General features: G+C 43.3%; 17 protein-coding genes and 1 pseudogene. 2 read left to right on the top strand and 16 right to left on the bottom strand.

The annotated features are described in order from the left end of the window. Positions 1-254: 254 nt before the first annotated feature. From H8704_RS02630 to H8704_RS02565, 14 genes are all read right to left on the bottom strand, one after another. Positions 255-1508, bottom strand: coding sequence for a CPBP family intramembrane glutamic endopeptidase (locus H8704_RS02630; RefSeq protein ID WP_249297208.1), 1254 nt, complete (start codon positions 1506-1508; stop codon positions 255-257). A 3-nt stretch (positions 1509-1511) separates the two neighbouring features. Then, positions 1512-2711: a pyridoxal phosphate-dependent aminotransferase gene (locus H8704_RS02625; protein WP_118676662.1), complete on the bottom strand. Its 1200-nt coding sequence runs from the start codon at positions 2709-2711 to the stop codon at positions 1512-1514. Between the two features lie 143 nt (positions 2712-2854). Beyond that, entirely contained in the window at positions 2855-3979 is a 1125-nt protein-coding gene (locus H8704_RS02620; protein ID WP_182439498.1) for an LCP family protein, read from the bottom strand. Between the two features lie 64 nt (positions 3980-4043). Next, positions 4044-5408 (bottom strand): PFL family protein, encoded by a 1365-nt coding sequence (locus H8704_RS02615; RefSeq protein ID WP_022464612.1) that lies wholly within the window; start codon positions 5406-5408, stop codon positions 4044-4046. A gap of 107 nt (positions 5409-5515) precedes the next feature. After that, positions 5516-5788 (bottom strand): ACT domain-containing protein, encoded by a 273-nt coding sequence (locus H8704_RS02610; RefSeq protein ID WP_022464613.1) that lies wholly within the window; start codon positions 5786-5788, stop codon positions 5516-5518. Positions 5789-5892: 104 nt separating this feature from the next. After that, on the bottom strand, positions 5893-6750 hold the full coding sequence (locus H8704_RS02605) for an MBL fold metallo-hydrolase (protein ID WP_022464614.1): 858 nt from the start codon (positions 6748-6750) through the stop codon (positions 5893-5895). A gap of 22 nt (positions 6751-6772) precedes the next feature. After that, positions 6773-9145: a cell division FtsA domain-containing protein gene (locus tag H8704_RS02600; RefSeq protein WP_249297206.1), complete on the bottom strand. Its 2373-nt coding sequence runs from the start codon at positions 9143-9145 to the stop codon at positions 6773-6775. Between the two features lie 163 nt (positions 9146-9308). After that, positions 9309-9863 carry a hypothetical protein gene (locus H8704_RS02595; RefSeq protein ID WP_118676656.1) on the bottom strand — a complete coding sequence of 185 codons (555 nt, stop codon included), beginning with the start codon at positions 9861-9863 and terminating at the stop codon, positions 9309-9311. Between the two features lie 249 nt (positions 9864-10112). After that, positions 10113-10580 carry an Hsp20/alpha crystallin family protein gene (locus H8704_RS02590; protein ID WP_022464617.1) on the bottom strand — a complete coding sequence of 156 codons (468 nt, stop codon included), beginning with the start codon at positions 10578-10580 and terminating at the stop codon, positions 10113-10115. Between the two features lie 186 nt (positions 10581-10766). Then, complete coding sequence (locus tag H8704_RS02585; RefSeq protein WP_249297204.1) at positions 10767-11159, bottom strand: bacteriohemerythrin; 393 nt, start codon at positions 11157-11159, stop codon at positions 10767-10769. An 88-nt stretch (positions 11160-11247) separates the two neighbouring features. Further along, entirely contained in the window at positions 11248-11934 is a 687-nt protein-coding gene (locus tag H8704_RS02580) for a class II aldolase/adducin family protein (RefSeq protein ID WP_022464619.1), read from the bottom strand. Between the two features lie 121 nt (positions 11935-12055). Continuing rightward, complete coding sequence (locus H8704_RS02575; protein ID WP_249297202.1) at positions 12056-13267, bottom strand: 6-phosphofructokinase; 1212 nt, start codon at positions 13265-13267, stop codon at positions 12056-12058. Between the two features lie 67 nt (positions 13268-13334). Next, the gene (locus tag H8704_RS02570; protein ID WP_118676652.1) at positions 13335-13685 is read right to left on the bottom strand and encodes an arsenate reductase family protein; all 351 of its coding nucleotides are present in this window, start codon (positions 13683-13685) and stop codon (positions 13335-13337) included. Position 13686: 1 nt separating this feature from the next. Further along, positions 13687-13887, bottom strand: a complete 201-nt coding sequence (locus H8704_RS02565; protein WP_118676650.1) for a helix-turn-helix domain-containing protein — start codon at positions 13885-13887, stop codon at positions 13687-13689. Between the two features lie 236 nt (positions 13888-14123). Here H8704_RS02565 and bioB point away from each other — a divergent pair, with 236 nt between their 5' ends. Then, positions 14124-15095, top strand: coding sequence for a biotin synthase BioB (bioB, locus tag H8704_RS02560; protein ID WP_249297200.1), 972 nt, complete (start codon positions 14124-14126; stop codon positions 15093-15095). Positions 15096-15244: 149 nt separating this feature from the next. On the opposite strand, the gene H8704_RS02555 is transcribed toward bioB, so the two are convergent. Next, positions 15245-17161: a fibronectin type III domain-containing protein gene (locus H8704_RS02555; RefSeq protein WP_249297198.1), complete on the bottom strand. Its 1917-nt coding sequence runs from the start codon at positions 17159-17161 to the stop codon at positions 15245-15247. 328 nt (positions 17162-17489) lie between these two features. On the opposite strand from H8704_RS02555, the gene H8704_RS02550 reads away from it, so the two are divergent. Beyond that, on the top strand, positions 17490-19220 hold the full coding sequence (locus H8704_RS02550) for a helix-turn-helix domain-containing protein (RefSeq protein WP_249297196.1): 1731 nt from the start codon (positions 17490-17492) through the stop codon (positions 19218-19220). 130 nt (positions 19221-19350) lie between these two features. On the opposite strand, the pseudogene tnpA reads toward H8704_RS02550, so the two are convergent. Next, positions 19351-19621 (bottom strand): annotated as a pseudogene (gene tnpA, locus H8704_RS02545) (IS200/IS605 family transposase); the annotation flags it as partial. Positions 19622-20006: the final 385 nt, after the last annotated feature.

Raw genomic sequence — 20006 nt, 5'->3', positions numbered from 1 at the left:
ATGTGGGAGCCTGCTTCCGGCAGATGGCAATGCGGCATGAGAACGCGCCCGCGAGTTTGAAAAAGCCTTGCTTTTTCAAACTTTTGGCCTGAGCCCTGTCAACTACAGCATCAAATACGCGCGAAGGCAAAAGTGAGCATGACGCATAGACAGATGCGGGAGCCTGCTTCCGGCAGATGGCGATGCGGCAATAAGGGATACAGATGATATCATCTGTATCCCTTATTTATTTCTAATTATTTATTTGCGATGTTTTACTCCTCATCCTTTTCCCTGAAATAATCCGCATTAAACACAGTACTTCTCGGATATGTGATCTGTTTTCCTGATGACTTTGTCAGAATTCCCGCCTCCCGCTTTTGTGTTTCAATACGATTCAAGGTGTCCAGATTTAAAGGCATAGACGTGTATTCCACCTCTTCCTTCTGCTCATCGGCAGATTCAGGTGCTTTTTCCGTTCTTTCCTGCCGGGGAGCTTCTCCGGTAAACATCTGACCCGGATTTTCCAACTGCTCCGGCTCCACCAGCATCCCCTTTTTCTCCATACGGCGATATGTGATATAAATTCCCACAGCAAGTACTGCTGTTACCGCAATACCGCCTTCGACTCCAAAGGCTCCGCCACTGATCAGACTTCTTCCCTCAGTAAAGGAGGTAAGAAAGACAGAATTTCCCTGTGCCATGCCACTGACCGGTATTCCAAAAATATTGTTCTGCAGAAAATTCCATCCGGAATGAAGTGCTGCCACCATCCAGATATTTCCTCGTTCCACAAAGATCAGACCAAACAGCAATCCACACAGGAATATATTGATAAATGCCAGAAATGTCATATGATCATTGCTCATATGCATTGCCATAAATACGCCACTACTGATGACCACAGAGTACCAGACCGAATGATTCCGTGAAAGAGAAACCAGAAGATATCCTCTGCAAATCACTTCCTCTGCCATCCCCTGTATCATATATCCTACAAAGTAAAGCACGATATAACCCGGTATCATGTCCGCTGACACTCCCCCGAAATGCACGGCCCCGGTTCCTATGCAGAACAGATAGGCTCCTCCAAAAAGAACAACTGCCCACAAAAGTCCCTTGATATATTGAACTAGAATATGCCCTCTGGTAAATCCCATAGAGGAAAAAGAGCGTTTCTCAATCAAACGGCAGTATCCGACGTACAGTGCGATCAATAAAATCTCTGCAAACAACGTATAGATCAACAGCCATTCCGGCTGTGCCTGCAGCAACGCACTGTATTTATCCATATCCACACTGCCGTTCCATAAGCCTCCTGTCACATCAGAACTGCCGGCTCTTTCAAACCAGGATGCCGCCTCCGGTCTGCTGGCTATATATACGAGAAGCCCTGGCACCATGGCCATGGCTTCTACAAAAATAGATATCACATACAGCAGGATAAAGATTGCCATCTCTCTCCACATACTATGCGCTTTTGTATTCCCGGCATCCTTCATAAATGCCGGCATTTTTATCTCTTTCATATATTATTTCAATTCCTTCAGGAAGGTCTCGATACGATCAAGTCCCTTCTCAATCTGCTCCAGCGAGATTGCATAAGACAGACGGATATGATCCGCAAATCCAAAATCAGCACACGGAACTACTGCTACATTGTACTCTTCAATCAAAATCTCTGCCATCTTGGAGGTATCCTCGATCTTTGTTCCCTTATAATCCTTACCGAGAACATCGCTGACATCCACGAATACATAAAATGCACCCATCGGCTCAATCGTGCTTACATAAGGCATTGCACAGATTCTCTGATACATATACTGACGACGCTTATCAAACTCTGCATGCATCTTTGCCACGGAATCCTGTGGACCGTTCAGAGCCTCTACAGCAGCCCTCTGTGCAATAGAGTTCGGATTGGAGGTCTGATGACTCTGTACACTGCTCATCATCTTTGCGATCTCCTTAGAAGATCCTGTATAACCAATTCTCCATCCTGTCATCGCATAGCTCTTTGCAAGACCACTACATGTAATGGTTCTGTCATAAATTTCCTTACCAAAGGAGGCAATGCTGATATGCTTCTGATCGCCATAAACAAGATTTTCATACATCTCATCGGCAACCACATAAATATCACTCTCTACTACCACATCAGCGATAGCACGAAGCTCCTGCTCCGTATAAAGCATTCCGGTAGGATTGTTTGGTGTATTCAGTACAACAGCCTTTGTCTTATCGGTAATGGCTTTTTTCAGATCCTCTGCCTGCAGCTTGTAGCTCTGCTCCTTGGTGGTCTTTACGATCACCGGTACACCGCCGGCCAGTTTAACGATCTCAGGATAACTGAGCCAGAATGGTGCCGGAATGATCACCTCATCTCCCGGATTGATCAGTGCTGTAAAAATATTGGTCAGAGAATGTTTTCCTCCATTGCTGATCACAATCTGATCCGGTGCATAATCAAGTCCATTAAATGACTTAAATTTCCTGGAAACAGCTTCCTTGAGCTCATTCGTTCCGGAAGCCGGTGTATATTTTGTAAATCCATCATGAATTGCCTGAATTGCAGCATCACAGATATTCTCCGGTGTATTAAAATCCGGCTCTCCTGCGCCGAAGCCTACAACATCCTTCCCCTGCGCACGCAGTTCCTTTGCCTTTGCAGTAATCGCCAATGTAGAAGATGGCTTTACCGCTGCTGCTTTTCTGGATAATTCTAATGACATAATAATTGCCCCTTTCCTTGGTAATACTTAGTAAAATATGAAAATCTCCTTTCAAATTTATACCACAAAGCGAGGATTGCGTCAATGTATAATTGTATACAATTTTAATCTTTTTAACTCAATCCCTGTATTTTTCTAATAATTTACTGTCCTACGGTAATTTCCGCCCCCTTACTGTTTTCCTGTCCCAATGCACTTCCATAGATAAATTTCTGCATTGCCCTGACATTCTTGTCCAGGGAATCCGGAAGGATAACAGACATACTGCGGACTCTGGTAATCTTATATGCTCCCTCCACCGGCACATTCAGGGTCTCTAACTTGGAATTGTGGCTTCGAACCTCCACTCCCTGATACAGATAATTAACCAGATCTGCCTTGTCAATATTGGTTTTCACCAGCGGCATCAGCTTTGGCACCATAGCGATCAGCTCCAGTGCCGATTTGTCCATCAGCTTTTTGTAAATTGCCGACATTACGGTACGATGGCGAAGTGTTCTTGCAAAATCTCCGTACTGTCCATCCTTCTGTACATAACGGATCCGCGCATAGCCCAGTGCCTGATTGCCATTCATATGATTCACACCCACATGAAGCGTACGGTTTGATCTTTCTGAAATATAGTTGGTCTTATTCAGATATGCCACCTCATCCTCTGCCAGCTTGATATCTACACCGCCCAGGGCCTCGATCACCTGCTGGAAGGAATCAAAATTCACAAGTACATATCCATCCACGTCAATACCGAAGTTTTTATGGATTGTTTTTAGAAGCGTCTTCATGCCGCCATTGTGATATGCCGCATTGATCTTATTGTCCGAAAAACCCGGTATCTGCACATAAGTATCACGCATGATCGAAGTCAGACGCAGCGCACCATCCTTTCGGTTCACCGTAGCGATCATAATGCTGTCCGTTCTGCCCCGGCCTCCTCCGATGGCTTCCTCGCCACAGACAAGAATATTGATCACGTCCTTTGACTGGCTCACGCTGTCTGCACTGTCCAGATGAATCTTATCCGGATCAATCTCTTTCAGATCTTCAATGCCGGTATCCTGGTCGAAATACTCTTCCTGTGCTTTTTCATTATCGTTATTTTTAACATAAATCTTGCCATAATTATAGCTGAACACACCATAAGCAATCCCGATAATAACAGCAAGTGCTGCCACCACACCGATCACAATCTTTGCCCAAACAGGCAGTTTTCTCTGCTTCGGCATATCGTCCGAAATTTCCGGAATCTCTTTTTTGTCTTTGTCCTTCATATGAATCTCCATTTTGTTTTGTTAAATCACAACAGGACAGAGCCGTACCCTGTCCCATTTGAATTTAATTCTTAAAGCTGTGAATTGGCGCAGGAATACGTCCGCCTCTGTTAATGAACGCACTGCAGTCAAAGGAATTGACCGGCATTACCGGTGCATATCCCAATAAGCCACCAAACTCGACGGTATCCCCAACTTTCTTGCCAATTACCGGAATCAGACGCACAGCCGTTGTCTTCTGATTCACCATACCGATCGCCATCTCATCCGCAATAATACCGGAAATTGTAGTTGCCTTAGTATCTCCCGGAATGGCAATCATATCAAGACCTACCGAACATACGCAGGTCATAGCCTCAAGCTTCTCTAAAGTCAACGCTCCATCCACAACGGCATTGATCATGCCCTGATCTTCACTGACCGGAATAAATGCGCCACTTAAGCCGCCCACATAAGAAGATGCCATAACGCCGCCTTTTTTCACCTGATCATTCAAAAGAGCAAGGGCTGCTGTAGTACCCGGAGCACCGGCTCGTTCCAGTCCCATCTCCTCAAAGATATCAGCAATACTGTCACCGATCGCCGGAGTCGGAGCCAGAGAAAGATCAATAATACCAAATGGAATATTTAATCTTCTGGATGCCTCTCTTGCAACAAGCTGACCTACACGGGTAATCTTAAACGCTGTCTTTTTCACCGTTTCACAAAGAGAACCAAAGTCCGTACCATGCTCTGCCTCTAATGCCTTTCTCATAACACCTGGTCCGCTGACACCGACATTGATAATAGCATCCGCCTCCGTAACACCATGAAAGGCACCTGCCATAAACGGATTGTCATCCGGCGCATTACAAAATACTACCAGCTTTGCACAGCCAATGCTGTCGTTTTCTTTTGTATATTCTGCTGCCTGCAGGATAATCTCACCCATCATCTTGACTGCATCCATATTCAGTCCGGTCTTGGTAGAGCCCAGGTTAACAGAGCTGCAGACAAAATCCGTCTCTGCCAGAGCCTGCGGAATAGAACGGATCAACAGTTCGTCCGCCTCGGTCATTCCCTTTGACACAAGGGCACTGTATCCACCGATAAAATTGATTCCAAGGGTCTTGGCTGCACGATCCAGAGTCTTTGCGATCGTCACAAAATCCTCCGGCTTCTTGCATGCGGCGCCACCCACCAATGCGATCGGAGTCACTGAAATTCTCTTATTTACAATGGGAATTCCATACTCACGCTCAATCGCCTGTCCGGTTGGTACCAGATTCTTTGCCACAGTCGTAATACGATTATAGATCTTTTCATTTAACGCATCCAGATCGCTATCAATACACTCCAGAAGACTGATACCGATCGTAATGGTACGCACATCGAGATTTTCTTTCTCGATCATATTATTGGTCTCTAACACTTCATTTATGTTTATCATTGTCATCCTCCACGTCTCTCCAGCCCCAGATTTCGGAGCCATCAGTGTAACATCACTAGTACAGCGAAGTTGCGAAGCAACTTCTAATATGAACTCGTCAGAGTTCATTATATTCTGTGCATCTGGTCAAAAATATCCTCACGCTGTGCATGGATAATACAACCCAGCTCTTTGCCAATCTCTTCCAGATCTGCCGCAAAGGTATCAAAATCGCTATCGCATTTTGCTGTGTCAACGATCATCATCATATTAAAGAAACCGTCTACGATCGTCTGGGAAATATCCAGAATATTTACCTGATGATCTGCAAGATAAGTACATACTCCCGCAATAATTCCAACGCTGTCTTTTCCAACTACTGTAATTACAATCTTTCTCATGATTCCCTCATTTCCGCCTTGCTGCTATCGCCGCTTCGGCTTTTATTTTCTTATATTTTAAATTTAATAACTTAAAATGATAATTCATTTATTGGTGCTTTCCATTAGAGAGCTGATTCCAGAAAATCCATGGATAACTGCCCTGTCTCCGTATTCTGCTCATTTCCACCTGTCAGCACAAGTTTAGAAGGTTTATCCCTTTTTGCCACCGACAGATCAAAGGGCAGTACATTCATCCCCAATTCTTCCCACAGCTTACATTTGACCGCTTCATAAGCAAGCTCCGGATAATTATTTTCCTTGGAAAGATGTGCCAGGAAGATATATTTCAGATCATCATGAAGAAGCCGGCATAAAAGCTCTCCCGCATCCTCATTGGACAAATGTCCCCGTTCACTTAAAATACGACATTTTAATGAATACGGGTAGGGTCCTGTTTCCAGCATACTGATGTCGTGATTTGCCTCCAAAAGAATGACCTCACTCCCCTCCAGATGAGAGATCGTGTAGTCATCATAAACACCTAAGTCTGTCGCCATACCAACCTTGTGGCCGGAAGCCTCTACTGTATAGCACACCGGGTCTGCCGCATCGTGAGACATATGAAACGGTGTCACTTCCAGACTTCCAATCGTCACCGGACGATCTGCATAAACCTGATATAAATGCTCCATAGTCACAAGCCCCTTGCTGTCCTTCTGACGGATTCCATCCAAAGTTCCGGCAGTGCCGTAAATCGGCACATGGAAATACTTTGTCATCATTGGAATCCCCTGAATATGGTCTGTATGCTCGTGGGTCACAAAAATCGCATCAAGACTTTCCGGTGACACATGAATCGACTTCAGACCGTCCACAATCCTTTTGCGGCTGACTCCCGCATCGATCAGAATTCTGGAATCTCCGTCTCCTATATAAATGCAATTGCCACTGCTTCCGCTGGCAATACTACATATCTGCATGATCTTTCTCTTCCTTTCCTTGTTATACCCAGTATATTTTTACCTCATCATTTTCATGTACCGGCGACGTAAAATCAGAGGATACACCATTGATCAGAGTTTCCAGACGATTTCCTTTTGCCACGGACAGATCAAATGGATAAAAATCAAGAACATCTACGAGAATATATTCCTTTTTGTTTTTCAGTATCACCGGATCTCCATTGACTGTTATGGGCAGTTCAACACCTTCCGGTGATGTCTTTTGCAAGCCGGAAACCGGCTGCTGTGACTCTAAAGCCCCTTCTGCCGTCTGGTGATCTGACGCTCCTTTCACCTTAGGAATATCTTCTGTCACGTTACCCGGAATGCTATCGTCCGTTTTGGCATCCTCTGCATCCTGTCGCTGGGAGGATATCTCTCCGGATTCCATATCCTTCTCTGTGATATGACCTTCCGCTACCTGCTCAGCCTCCTGCATTTCTCCATTTAAAACAGCTTCCGGAACCTGTCCTTCGCCATACTCTTTTATAAGCTCCTGATAATTCGGCTCTTCCTTTTTAATCTCACAGGCAATAGTAAAATTATCATACACCTTCGTCTCCATGTCTGCTGACGCATTATTTACATATGCTCTGCCCCGGCAGACAATGTCCATAAACTCCAGCACCTGCTCCAGAGTATAATATTCCAGAATTTCTATCTCGTCATTTTCCTGTATCTCATAATACTGGGAGACCAGTTCTCCATTTACCTGTACGAACCTTGGACATGTAATGGGTTTTCTGTTAAATATAAAATGGATCGCGGAATGATACTCTTGGATCTCTCCGATTGTCATCACAGCATCCTTTCCTGCTGTAGATGCCTTGATCTCAATCTTATCATTTTGTGAAAGAGCTCCACTTAATGCGCTTTCTTTCCCATTGAGATTTACCACTGCAGAATCCCCCGGCTCCCCGCGTTTCATCCGTTTCTCTCCATTTACAGAATAGTTGAGTGCTTTTCCTCTCTTCGGAAAAAGGTCTTCATTCGGATATCCCATCTGCATAGCCGCATCTACTACTGTCAGTTTACTATTGTCATACAGCTTGATTCGTTCTCCGTTTAATGTCACAAATATAAAATTATTTTTCTGTTCATAATAGTTCAGGCAAATGCCTACCGGTGTCACCAGAAGAGAATCTACTTTGATATTTTTTTGTAAGAACTCTATCTGCCCCATCACCTCGGATCCCCTCAAAGCCACTCGTTCCTTCGGAATTCCAAGATTATCCGCAAGGGTCTCCTCGAAGCCCATCATTTTTCCTCCGCCGCCTACTACAAACACAGCGCTGACCGGCTTGCCTCCATTCAGCTCCTTGATCCGGTCTGCAACTCTGGTGGTAATTTCCCGCACCACCGGTTCTGCCACCTCTGCAATTTCTTCAGAAGATATTTTATGTGACAGTCCCATAATATCATGAACGGTCACCTGCTTTCGCATGGTACTCTGACATTTCATTTTCTCTGCCTCACCAAAATCCAGCAGATAATGTCTCGCCAACGCTTCCGTAATCTCATCTCCGGCAGACGGAATCATTCCATAGGCAATAATACTGCCATCATTCGTGATCGAAATATCAGATGTACCGGCTCCCACATCCACCAAAGCAATATTCAGTAAACGGAACTTCTCCGGTATCGCTACATTCATAGCCGCAATCGGCTCCAGAGTAAGATTCGCCACATAAAGACCGGCCTTTTCTACCGCAGCATAAAGACCATCCACCACCTCATCGGGCAGAAATGTAGCGATCAGTTCTGTACGGATCGTATTGGCTTTGTGTCCTTCCAGATTTGTAATCGGATAATCATTCTGATAATAGCGGATCACAGAATACCCCACACAATAAAAATGAATATCATCATTCTGCTGCTCCTGTCTCAGCAGATCATATGCCTTTTCCACACCAAGCATATCCAAGGAATAAACATGCTCATTGGTCACTACCGTCTCATAATTAAAATGCATCTCTGCACATGCTACAACCGTCTTTAAAACACGTCCGGCTGCTGCAATACAAACATCCGTCAATTTTCTCCCGATCAACTGCTCCAGCTTCTGCTTCACCTGAATGATCGTGTCCGCAACAGCCTGTATATCATGGATCTGTCCATCCAGCATCGCTCTTGTCTCGTGTTCCACCGACTCCTGTGCCACCACAACAAATCCATTTGTGGAGGTGCGATATCCTACTGTGCCAACAATACTGCGGGTACCTATATCCAGACCAAACACCAATGGTTCTGTCAGCTTCTTTACCATCGCCGCAATATTCACATTGCTTTGTGATGCTTTTGCAGCCGTTGTTTTTCTTTTTCCCGATTTTGAACCAGTTGTTTTTCTGGTCTGTACCATCTTTTTCTCTGCCATGGACTTCTCCTTTCCAACATATTTCCCATATTATTTAATTATAGCATGAAACAAAGAATGTGGTCAATAAAATTGAAGGGCCGCTGCCTTTACGCAACGACCCCTCATTTATAATAGAGAAAAGAGTAAGCAAAATCACCTTACGATCATTTTCTGTCTGTCATTATTTAATTGTAAGCTTGAATGTAACAGAAATGCTCTTCTTGAATTTGAACTTCTTACCATAGCTTGCAGGGTAGCTTGCAGTCTTATCACCATTCTGCTTGTTTCCTACTCTATTGTAGATAGAAATACGATACTTGTTTGGATCCTCTTTCTTCTCAAGCTGACCGGCTGCAACAGCCTTCATACCGGAAACTTTCTTTCCATCGCACTTAACAGAAACACCGGAAACCTTAATCTTCTTTGCACTGTGATCCTTAAGAATATCCTTGATATCAACATAGAATACCTGGGCGTCTACATTCTTAGATTTCTTGTTTTTAAGAGTAACTGTATATGTAGCAGTACCTTTCTTGTTCTTTACTGTAACAGCAGTCTTGTTGGTATCCTTAGAAGAATCATTACCGCCAGCCCAGTTCCATTTTGTGTCAGCATAACCCATAACAGCTTTGTAGCTGCTGGCTGCGCTTGCCTTTGTACCAGTGTAAGCAACACCGGAAACTGCTACTGTAGCTGCTAATGCTACCGAAAATACTCTCTTAATTGTCTTTCTCATTGTATCGTCCTCCTGTGATTATTATATTTTTGCGGAATACCCTTTGATTTTCAAAAAATATATCAAAGTTGCACACCTCATTGACATAATTATTGTATCGCCAATGTGACATTTTGTCAACTTTTTATTGCTATTTTTTATATTTTTGTATATTTTGACTGATTGATCACTTTATTTCATAGAAAATTCCCCGGCAGAGTACTTTGCCCTGCCGGGGAACTGATATTTGTCCTTTATTTATTAATAATGTTATCCTTCAATAGTAATACATTTCTTATTTTCCGCCGATTGCCCATCTTTCTTCGGAACCTTCAACTGCAAAATACCATTTTCAAATTTCGCAGAAATCTCATCCTCTGTAATATCTTCACCAACATAAAAACTTCTGCTCATACTGCCGGCATAACGCTCCTTACGGATATACTTTCCGTTTTTCTTTTCCTTGGTATCTTTATCCAGTCCCTTGGCTGCTGAAATTACAATACATCCATCCTTTAGCTGTGCTGTAATCTCATCTTTCTTAAAACCAGGCAGATCAATATCTATCTCATATGCATCGTCTGTCTCCCGGACATCCGTCTTCATCAGATTCTTTGCATGTTTTCCGTACAATGCTTTCTTTGCCGGATACATTGCCTTTTCAAAATCCTTCTCAAACGGAAAATCCTCCATCCAGTCATCAAATAAATTTTCTCCAAAAATACTAGGTCTTAACATAAGTCATTACTCCTTTCCTTCTTGTGACAAGTGTCGGAAATATGAGTTTCCCAATGAAGCTTCATAGGCACTTAGACTTTAAAACCTTTTCTTATCTTCGAAATATGTTATAGCACTTTTTGTTAGCCGCGTCAATGGTTGAGTGCTAATTTTGTGTGAAACTTTTGTGAACGATACACATATCCGCTATTTTGTTCCAATCTGCTTATCATAAGTGAGAATATGATCCACAAGCCAATCCGTCACGATCGACAAGATCTCATCAATCGTTTCCTCCTGATGCTCATCAATCGAATCCAGATTCCACTCCGCCATCTGTCTGCGCAGGACATCATGCTGTACCTTCTGCATAAACATGTTTTTGTAACCAATAGACTCCATATAAGCTTCTTCGTGAGCAAAATGCGTGTCTGTATAATCCCGAAGCTCCTCCAGAATGGAACGGATCTCGTCATATTTGTCATGCACAAATTCTTTGTTTTTCAGCTCGTAAATCTGATCTGCTATCTCAAAAAGACGTTTATGCTCCTGATCGATCTGATCAATTCCCGTCTTAAATTCCTCTTTAAACTCGTACATAAGAATCATTCATTCCTTTCTCAGCCGCCGGCTCTGTGACTGCGTTCCAGAACCCAGCGGTATAAAAATAAAGTTTTTACGCTGTCTCCTATCCAAAATAGCCCTGTGATTTCTTTCCGTCTTCTTTTGCCTGACCATAGGTTTTGTAATGCTCAATCACCTCAGCCATCTGCTCATCAGACAGCACATTCGGAGTCGAGATTGCCATTGCACGCCACTCAACCTGAGCACACCACTCACATGTCATAGCGACTGCAAATGCCTTCTCCAAAGAGTCACCATATGCAACCATGCCATGATTTGCCATGAGAAGCGCCTTACTGTCAGTACCACGGAGACACTCACGAACCGCAGCTGCCAGCTCCGGTGTTCCATATGTAAAATAAGGTACTGTTGGCACCGTTGCAACACCGGTATCTGCGATTGCATAATGAGTCGCCTTTAAGTCAACACCGGCACAGGCAAGTGTTGTACAATACATAGAATGTGCGTGAACGACTGCACGGGCATCCGGTTTCTCCAGATAAAATGCAGCATGAAGCCCATTTTCGCTGGAAGGCTTGCGCTTTCCATCCACAACATTGCCCTGAAGATCCATAACAACGACATCCTCCGGCGTTGTCTGTGCATAAGGAATCCCTGATGGGCTGATTGCCATATATCCTGTCTCCGGATCATAAATACTGATATTTCCGGCAGTTCCAATAGTCAGACCTGACGAAATAAGCTGATTACCATAATCTACGATTTTCTTTCTGATTTCTTCTAATAACATAATATCCCTGTCCTTTTCTCAAATTTTATCAGCCTGTAGCTGCTCTTTTTATTTTAACATACCAGTCTTGATTTCTCTACATAAATTTTGTGATCTGCGCCTATGTTGCTGAGCCTTTATCTTACTGGTCAATCCGGAAATGCATCGGAATCCCGTTCTTGTACTTGAGCACCGGCTCTCCCTTGATCAGCGGCAGAAAGTAATTCAACGCATCTACCGTGACATTATTGCCCTCCGGAGAGATCCATTCCACCGGAAATTTCTTCTCCTTATTTGCTACATCCTGAACAGGACATGGAATGATCTCTACCCGATACGGATTATTGCTGATCCGTTTAAACGCTGCCATAATACCACTCTGATGATACTCAATGCCAAATTCTGCGGCGGCTCCTCCAATACGCTCAGACTCCTCCAGATCTGTCAAAGAAGCGGCATGACTGCTGCAACGCTGCATCACATTTAACTCAATGGAACGCACCTTACACTGAAAATGCTTTGCCGTGTACTCCTCCAGTTTCTTTCCAATGCCGGCATTTTGTGTATGGCCAAAGGCATCCTTCGCCTGTTCCTCTGACCCTCCATCCGGGAACGTCACGCCCTCTGAAACAGCGATGATAACTGCCTTATATCTTGTCATGGCATTTTTGACATCCTGAATATACTGCTCTAAAGTAAATGTACTCTCCGGCAGATAGATCAGGTGGGGCGCCGGCTCTCCGTTTGCCCGAAGAACACAGGAGGAAGCGGCAAGCCATCCGGCATCCCTTCCCATGATCTCTACAATAGTGACGGATGGAATCGAGTAAACCCGTGAATCCCTGATAATCTCCTGTAAAGAAATCGCCACATACTTTGCTGCAGAGCCAAAACCGGGCGTATGATCTGTCTCCATCAGATCGTTATCAATAGTCTTTGGAACTCCTACAACACAGATATCAATCTGCTCCCTCTTAAGATAGGCATCCAGTTTCATCACAGTATCCATGGAATCATTGCCTCCGATATAGAAAAACACCTTGATGTGATGCTTCTGAAGATTCTCAACAATCGTTTTATACTGTAAATCATCTTCCTCCAGAGACGGAAGCTTGTACCGGCATGAACCAAGAATCGTGGATGGAGTCTTCATTAGAAGATCCTTGTCCTCCTCATTCATAATAATATGCCGCAGATTGATCAAATGATCATTTATGATCCCCTCAATACCATTGAGTGCACCATAAATCTCATCCACCTCCTCCGTCTTCTCTGCCCTTGCAAATACCCCCGCTAATGTGGCATTGATCGCCGCTGTCGGTCCTCCGGATTGTGCGATTGCAATGTTAAACATGATCGAATCTCCCTTCGTTTATTTTCTCTCAGCAAAATATTCTGTGATACTGCAGATATTTTCCCCTCTATATCAGCTTCTCTGTCCATTCTGCTTCCTTAAATCCCACAAGTACTGTATCATCCTTCACTATCATGGGACGCTTTACAAGCATGCCATTTTCTGACAGAAGCTGAAGCTGCTCCTCTTCACTCATCGCAGCCAGCCTGTCCTTGAGCTGCAGCTCTCTGTAAACTGATCCACTGGTATTAAAAAATCTTTTCAGAGGAAGCCCACTTGTCTCATGCCACTTTTTCAATTCATCATAGGAGGGATTCTCCTCTGCTATATGGCGTTCTGTATACTTTATATTATGCTCGTCAAGCCACTTTTTAGCCTTCTGACATGTTGAACATTTCGGGTAACAAATAAACAGCATATCACCTGTCCTCCCTTTCCGCGATCAATGCCTCGTATTTTAACTGATAACCGATCAGTCTCGGAATATACTCCGGCGGAGTACGTCTGGCTGCCTCCCAGTCCTCCAGTGTACGCACAGGAATACCGGTATGCTCAGAAAACTTCCTCCGCGACATCCCGGTCCCTTCTCTCAACTCTCTGATCACTTTCGCTGTGTCCATAATCATCCTCCTCGCACTGCGTTTTCTTTATTGTAACACAACGAGAAGGGTTGTGCAATGTGTGAAAATGAAATAATAATAAAATTACCTAAAAAATGCTAATAGATCACATAACGGATATTTAATATTTTTTCTTTCGTCAACCATTTTGTTATTTCGGTTGACAATTTTCTTTTTTGTGTGTTACAGTAAAAAGCGTGCAAATTATTATGTTTTTATGCGAATGGAGGATACTTATGAACACAACATATGATAAAGAGGCAGATCCTGTTCTTTCCAGAGAGGATGCTATTGCCATTTTAAACACACCGGATGATCAGCTTCAGGAATTGCTCGACCGGGCTTCCGCTTTACGTCACAAATACAAAGGAAACCGTGTCAGCATCCATATTCTGACTAATGCACGAAGCGGAAACTGTTCACAGGATTGCGCTTACTGCGCCCAGTCCTGCCGTTCCAAAGCAGATATTGATAAATATAAATGGGTCGATGAGGATAAGTTATATCACAATAATGACTTTGTCAATGAGCATCATTTGTCCAGACATTGCATCGGCTTAAGCGGTATGAAATTTACCGATCAGGAAATTGAAGAATTGGCCCGCCGCATCCGCAAAATGAAAGAAAACGGAACACACCTTTGCTGCTCCATCGGATTTCTGACAGAAAAGCAGGCAAAGATGCTTAAAGATGCCGGTCTTGACCGTATTAACCATAATCTGAACAGCAGCCGTTCCTTCTACCATAATATCTGTACGACTCATACCTTCGAGCAGCGTGTGGAAAATATCCATATGCTTCAGAGACTCGGCTTTGAGATCTGCAGCGGTGGTATTGTGGGTATGGGCGAAAGTAAGGAAGATATCGTGGATATGCTTCTGGCGCTGCGGGAGATCCAGCCGGAGGCACTTCCGATCAATTTCCTGCTGCCGATCAAGGGCACTCCACTGGGAGATGCCGACACCTCCGGACTGACCACAGAATATTGTCTGAAGGTACTCTGCCTTGCCAGACTTCTGGTTCCAAAGACAGATATCCGCTGCGCTGCCGGAAGAGAAGTCTATTTTAAGGGACAGGAAAAGAAGCTTTTAAGCGTAGTCGATTCCATTTTTGCTTCCGGTTATCTGACAGAGGGCGGCCAGAGCATTGACGGCACTCTCAAAACAATCACCGATGCCGGATTTACCTATGAAATCGAATCTGCATAGTTACAAATCCATAATTTTTCAACACAAAGGAGCTTATATACAATCGCATATAAGCTCCTTATATATTTTCTCTGTATTCATCTTCCTTCTATCATTGATCCTGTTGTAAAGCATCCGGAGGAATTCCACTATCTACGGAGAGTAGAGAATCATTTTACTTTTATCTTCCGTACTTTGCTCCACGAAGAATATATTTTTACGGATCGTTCCTTCACCTTAACCGTTTTATATGCACGAATCCTTACATAATACTTTTTCTTCGCCTTGAGTTTAGAAATTGTTTTTCCTTTTGTTTTATTTTTTGATACGGTAACCGTCTTTGCGCCTTCAAATCCGGACGATGTACCATACTGTATCTCATATCCCGTTGTCTGCACCGCCTGTTTTTTCCATTTGACGGTGATTTTTTTTCTGCCTGCTTTGACCTTCGAGAGATTTACCTGCTTTGGCTCAATGGTGAATGTTCTATTTACTGTTCCATTGTAATTGCCCGCAAATGTGATGGTAACATCATAGCAGCCAACATTCTTTCGATCCTTTGCATAAGTAACCGTATAATCAGTATTGAGATTTAATTGCTTTCCTTCACTGTCTTTTACCACAAGCTGCGGCGTCTTTTCTTTCCCGTTATATGTGTAAGAGGTGTCAGACAGACAGATATCCGATGCCTTTTTTATGACCGTTTCTGAAAGTGTTTTGCCACAGACAGAGCACTTTGTCACAATCCTTCCATCACTTTCCGCAGTCGCCTGTGTCAGGGTTTCCTGTGGCGTATGACCTTTTGCACATGGATCTTCTTTTGCCCATTTTGCATAAAGCTGAATATCATATGAATCTATCTGTAAACGATTATATGTGTCCTTCGCCCAATCAACAATCCAGTCCGAATTCCCGGTATTTTTGATCAGGCTGGCATCACTTGCGGACGGAGAGGTACACCATCCCACGAATCGATATCCCTCGCGTACGGGAACGCATTCGTTAATATCAAAAAACTGGTTTACCTCATAATCCGTCGTATCAATCTCACGAATAGCAGGATCACCCTCCTTCAACTGACCTCCGTTTGGGTTAAAGGTAACCGTAAGTCCCTGCTCAAATTGTGCACTCAGGGTCTGATCACTTGTTCCTCCAAAACCAGCATCCTTTAAATTGTGTTCCCAGTCAAAGGATAAGATGGTATTTCCCTCCTTTTGACTTACATCAGAAACACCAACAAGTCCCCCAAACCATCCTTCAAAGTGATAACCGGGTCGAATCGGATTTGGCAGTACAAGCTCCTGTTTTTCCCTCTGGATATAATATCGGTCCGGCAGTGCTTTCTTCTCTTCCTCCGTAAATTCTCCATCCATCCCATAAAGCTCATACGACAAATTATAATAAGGCTCGTAAAAACGAATCGTACACCCCCAGTTGTGCGTAGACCATGCATCAACCAGCAGATCCATTCCAAACTCGCCGCCGTAAACCTGTCCTTCATCTATCGTCGAGCCGCCTCGAACCTGTTCCAGGACCATCGGAAGACCCGTATCGTTCCGGTAGCCGGCCGTCACCTGTTTCTCCCCTTTGATTGCTTCCTGTAAGGCATCCCTGCAGGTGTCATCCGATTGAAGAGACGATAAATCTCCCTTGTCATATGCCATTTTAATTACATTATATGAATTTGTCTTACCCGGAACGACCTTCGAGGTGTCCGGGGTACTCCGCACCAATGCATCTGTATACCATCTTGCCTCTCCTCCCTCTTCACCATCCGGCTTATTCAGGGTAAGTGTTGCATGAAGATATCTCGGCCATGCTGTAAGGCGTGTCGTACCACTTTGTAATTTTTCATAAGAAAACTCATACTTTGGCTCTGTATAAAACACTTCACCGGGCATGATCAGCTCATCACTGATATCCCAGTTATTTTCCTCCCGCAATACATGCTCTGAAGAAGAATACTGTGTAGTATGATCCGTTTCCTGTGCAAAAGCCGGTACCGGCATAGAACCGCATACCGTACACAACGCGATCAAAAGGCTTGCTGCGCACCGTATAATATAAGTTATTTTGTTTTTTTTCATATGAAAACCTCCTCCTTTTTCATAATATATCTGCTTCAACCTTCCCACACCAAGAACTATAATACGCCCATACTGTTTCTGATGTTCCGGGGTATTGAATATGATTTTTGCCCTTTAACGACCTGAATACCCAGATCTGTGTCCGGAGATTTCCCTGTCACTAACAGCTTGCGGGAAGTCTGAATATCTGAATTATAACTTTGAATGTCCTATGCATCTATTCTCCTTTCCAAACAGTCAATGCCATTTTGGAAATTTTCGTATTGTGTTGCGCTTCAATCGCTGTATAATAATATTAAAGATATTTCAAGGACAAGGAGGAGTCAAAATGCTTTTTAAAGATAAACTTGCCGAATATATAGAACTACTGGATTGCACTGCCAGAGATTTATCGGAATACTCCGGACTTTCTCCTGCAACCATAAGCCGTTACCGTTCCGGTGACCGCATCCCCGAAGCAGGATCAGAGAACTTTCCGAATCTCGTAGAAGGAATCGTTTGTATTGCCCAAAAGAAGAAAATTGCTGATATCACAATATCATCCGTGACAAATGATTTTTTACCCCTTCTCAAAAACAGTGCGGTAGATATGAAAAAGCTTCCAAATAATCTGAACAAACTGCTGGATATTCTGCCCATCAGTGTTTCTGAGCTTTCCAGATTTTTAAATTATGATGCCTCCTATATTTCCCGTATCAGAAACGGACACCGGCAGCCCGCCAACCCGGAAGAATTTCTTTCCGGTGTTACAACTTTCGTCGTCCGCCGCTGCCACGAAAATCCGCAAAGAGCATTGGTTGCAGACTTGATCGGCTGCAAATCCGATGATCTGAAAGATCCTGACATTTACAAAGCATTACTCTTCGAATGGCTTACAACCGGATCGGCCAATACAAAAAATTATATGAAAAATTTTCTTGAGAAATTAGATGAATTTAATCTGGATGAATACATACGGGCAATCCACTTTAATGAGTTAAAAGTGCCTTCGGTTCCTTTTCAGCTTCCGACCTCCAAAAATTATTTCGGATTAAAAGAAATGATGAACAGTGAACTGGCTTTTTTGAAGGCAACTGTACTTTCCAGATCCCTTGAACCCGTCATCATGTACAGCGATATGCCCATGGGCGAAATGGCAAAAGACCCCGATTTTCCCAAAAAGTGGATGTTTGGTATGGCTATGATGTTGAAAAAAGGATTGCATTTAAACCAGATCCACAATATCGACCGTTCCTTTGAAGATATGATGTTAGGACTGGAAAGCTGGATACCAATGTATATGACAGGACAGATTTCTCCCTATTATCTCAAAGGGACACAGGACAATGTTTTTTCTCATTTTCTAAAGGTGTCAGGAAGTGTGGCATTGACCGGAGAAGCCATCAAAGGTTACCATCGTGAAGGAAAATATTACCTGACCAAAAACAAGGAAGAAGTAAATTATTATAAAAAACGTGCAAACCGCCTTCTATCAAAAGCATCTCCTCTGATGGAAATATATCGTGAGGATCATTCACCGGCTTATAATTCTTTTTTACAGGAGGATGCAGAAACAGAAGGAAACCGGTATGCTATTTTGTCCTCCTTATCATTACATACAACGACAACAGAATTCATTACCCGGATTTTAAATCATAATCAGATTCCCCAGGAGGAACAAATGCAGATCCAGCAGTACATTTCCGGGCAGCGTGAGATTGCAGACAAAATCCTGTTCCACAGCCGCATTACGGAAGAAATCCCAGTTCTTTCAAAAGAAGAGCAGGAACAGTTTCCAATGGTGCTGCCTCTTTCCGGCATGTTCTACAAAAAAGACATCATTTATACCTGGGAGGATTATCAGGAACATTTGCGCCTGATACAGGAATATAAAAAACAGCATTCCGGCTATGATTTCGTAGAAAATACCGCCCCCGCTTTCCGCAATATCCAGATTTGTATCCACGAAAAGAAATGGGTAATGGTATCAAAGAACAAGACCCCTGCGATCCATTTCCTGATCCGCCATCCAAAAATGCGGGATGCCTTTGAAAATATGGTGATTCCGTTTTTTGAGTAGGTGGTGGGAATGCATTGAACACCAACTATGTCACCGGACAAGATATACTCTTTGTTGTCCATATCAATCACCTGCAAAGCCCCCTGGGCTTTGTTTATTGTTTTTTCTCTACTGGCTCACCCGTAAACATATCAACATAATATCCCCTACACCAAAAATGTCGATTTCCATACTTATATTTCAAATTAGGTGGAATCTCTGCCAATAAATGAATATAATTGATCTTGGCACACTTCCCCCTTGATAATATTGACACCTTTACGTTGACATAGCATTTTAATAATATCGCATATATCCTCCTTTAACTTACCATACGCTACTTTTCTTCTGTACTTCGGTGCAAAAACAATATGGTACTTACAATTCCATTTAGTATATAATAAACTGTTACTGTTGTTCATATGCCCTAACAATGCATGGGAGCTTATACACAATTACGTATAAGCCCCCTATTTTAGCTCTATTTCTAACCAAACAACATCCTGGCGGCTTCTTCCAATTTTCTCCTTTCCCCGGAATCATCATAACCGCTCTCTTTGTCATCAATCCCCTTGACCAGATCTATAAAAACAGTCCACTGCGGTTGCAGTAAAAATATATTCTTTTGACACCATTTCGTTTCACTCTTGCCTCCACGTTGCCCTCCGGATAGAGTTTGAACATTTGGATACTATCCACAGAAGCTGCAGCAAAACGCCATGGCAATGAACGACTGCTTCTCCCATGCTATGAATGATATTTCCAACAGATAAAGAAAAACTCACCATAAAACAATATATTGATGTT

This window comes from Jutongia huaianensis (assembly GCF_014384985.1).
Taxonomy (GTDB): Bacteria; Bacillota; Clostridia; order Lachnospirales; family Lachnospiraceae; genus Jutongia; species Jutongia huaianensis.
The sequence above is the reverse complement of the archived record's forward strand: the minus strand, read 5'-3'. Positions and strand labels throughout refer to the sequence as shown.

Excerpts from the sequence above, each read along its gene's own strand:
- H8704_RS02630 (WP_249297208.1), bottom strand. The coding sequence starts at position 1,508 with ATGAAAGAGATAAAAATGCCGGCATTTATGAAGGATGCCGGGAATACA.
- H8704_RS02625 (WP_118676662.1), bottom strand. The coding sequence starts at position 2,711 with ATGTCATTAGAATTATCCAGAAAAGCAGCAGCGGTAAAGCCATCTTCT.
- H8704_RS02620 (WP_182439498.1), bottom strand. The coding sequence starts at position 3,979 with ATGAAGGACAAAGACAAAAAAGAGATTCCGGAAATTTCGGACGATATG.
- H8704_RS02615 (WP_022464612.1), bottom strand. The coding sequence starts at position 5,408 with ATGATAAACATAAATGAAGTGTTAGAGACCAATAATATGATCGAGAAA.
- H8704_RS02610 (WP_022464613.1), bottom strand. The coding sequence starts at position 5,788 with ATGAGAAAGATTGTAATTACAGTAGTTGGAAAAGACAGCGTTGGAATT.
- H8704_RS02605 (WP_022464614.1), bottom strand. The coding sequence starts at position 6,750 with ATGCAGATATGTAGTATTGCCAGCGGAAGCAGTGGCAATTGCATTTAT.
- H8704_RS02600 (WP_249297206.1), bottom strand. The coding sequence starts at position 9,145 with ATGGCAGAGAAAAAGATGGTACAGACCAGAAAAACAACTGGTTCAAAA.
- H8704_RS02595 (WP_118676656.1), bottom strand. The coding sequence starts at position 9,863 with ATGAGAAAGACAATTAAGAGAGTATTTTCGGTAGCATTAGCAGCTACA.
- H8704_RS02590 (WP_022464617.1), bottom strand. The coding sequence starts at position 10,580 with ATGTTAAGACCTAGTATTTTTGGAGAAAATTTATTTGATGACTGGATG.
- H8704_RS02585 (WP_249297204.1), bottom strand. The coding sequence starts at position 11,159 with ATGTACGAGTTTAAAGAGGAATTTAAGACGGGAATTGATCAGATCGAT.
- H8704_RS02580 (WP_022464619.1), bottom strand. The coding sequence starts at position 11,934 with ATGTTATTAGAAGAAATCAGAAAGAAAATCGTAGATTATGGTAATCAG.
- H8704_RS02575 (WP_249297202.1), bottom strand. The coding sequence starts at position 13,267 with ATGTTTAACATTGCAATCGCACAATCCGGAGGACCGACAGCGGCGATC.
- H8704_RS02570 (WP_118676652.1), bottom strand. The coding sequence starts at position 13,685 with ATGCTGTTTATTTGTTACCCGAAATGTTCAACATGTCAGAAGGCTAAA.
- H8704_RS02565 (WP_118676650.1), bottom strand. The coding sequence starts at position 13,887 with ATGGACACAGCGAAAGTGATCAGAGAGTTGAGAGAAGGGACCGGGATG.
- bioB (WP_249297200.1), top strand. The coding sequence starts at position 14,124 with ATGAACACAACATATGATAAAGAGGCAGATCCTGTTCTTTCCAGAGAG.
- H8704_RS02555 (WP_249297198.1), bottom strand. The coding sequence starts at position 17,161 with ATGAAAAAAAACAAAATAACTTATATTATACGGTGCGCAGCAAGCCTT.
- H8704_RS02550 (WP_249297196.1), top strand. The coding sequence starts at position 17,490 with ATGCTTTTTAAAGATAAACTTGCCGAATATATAGAACTACTGGATTGC.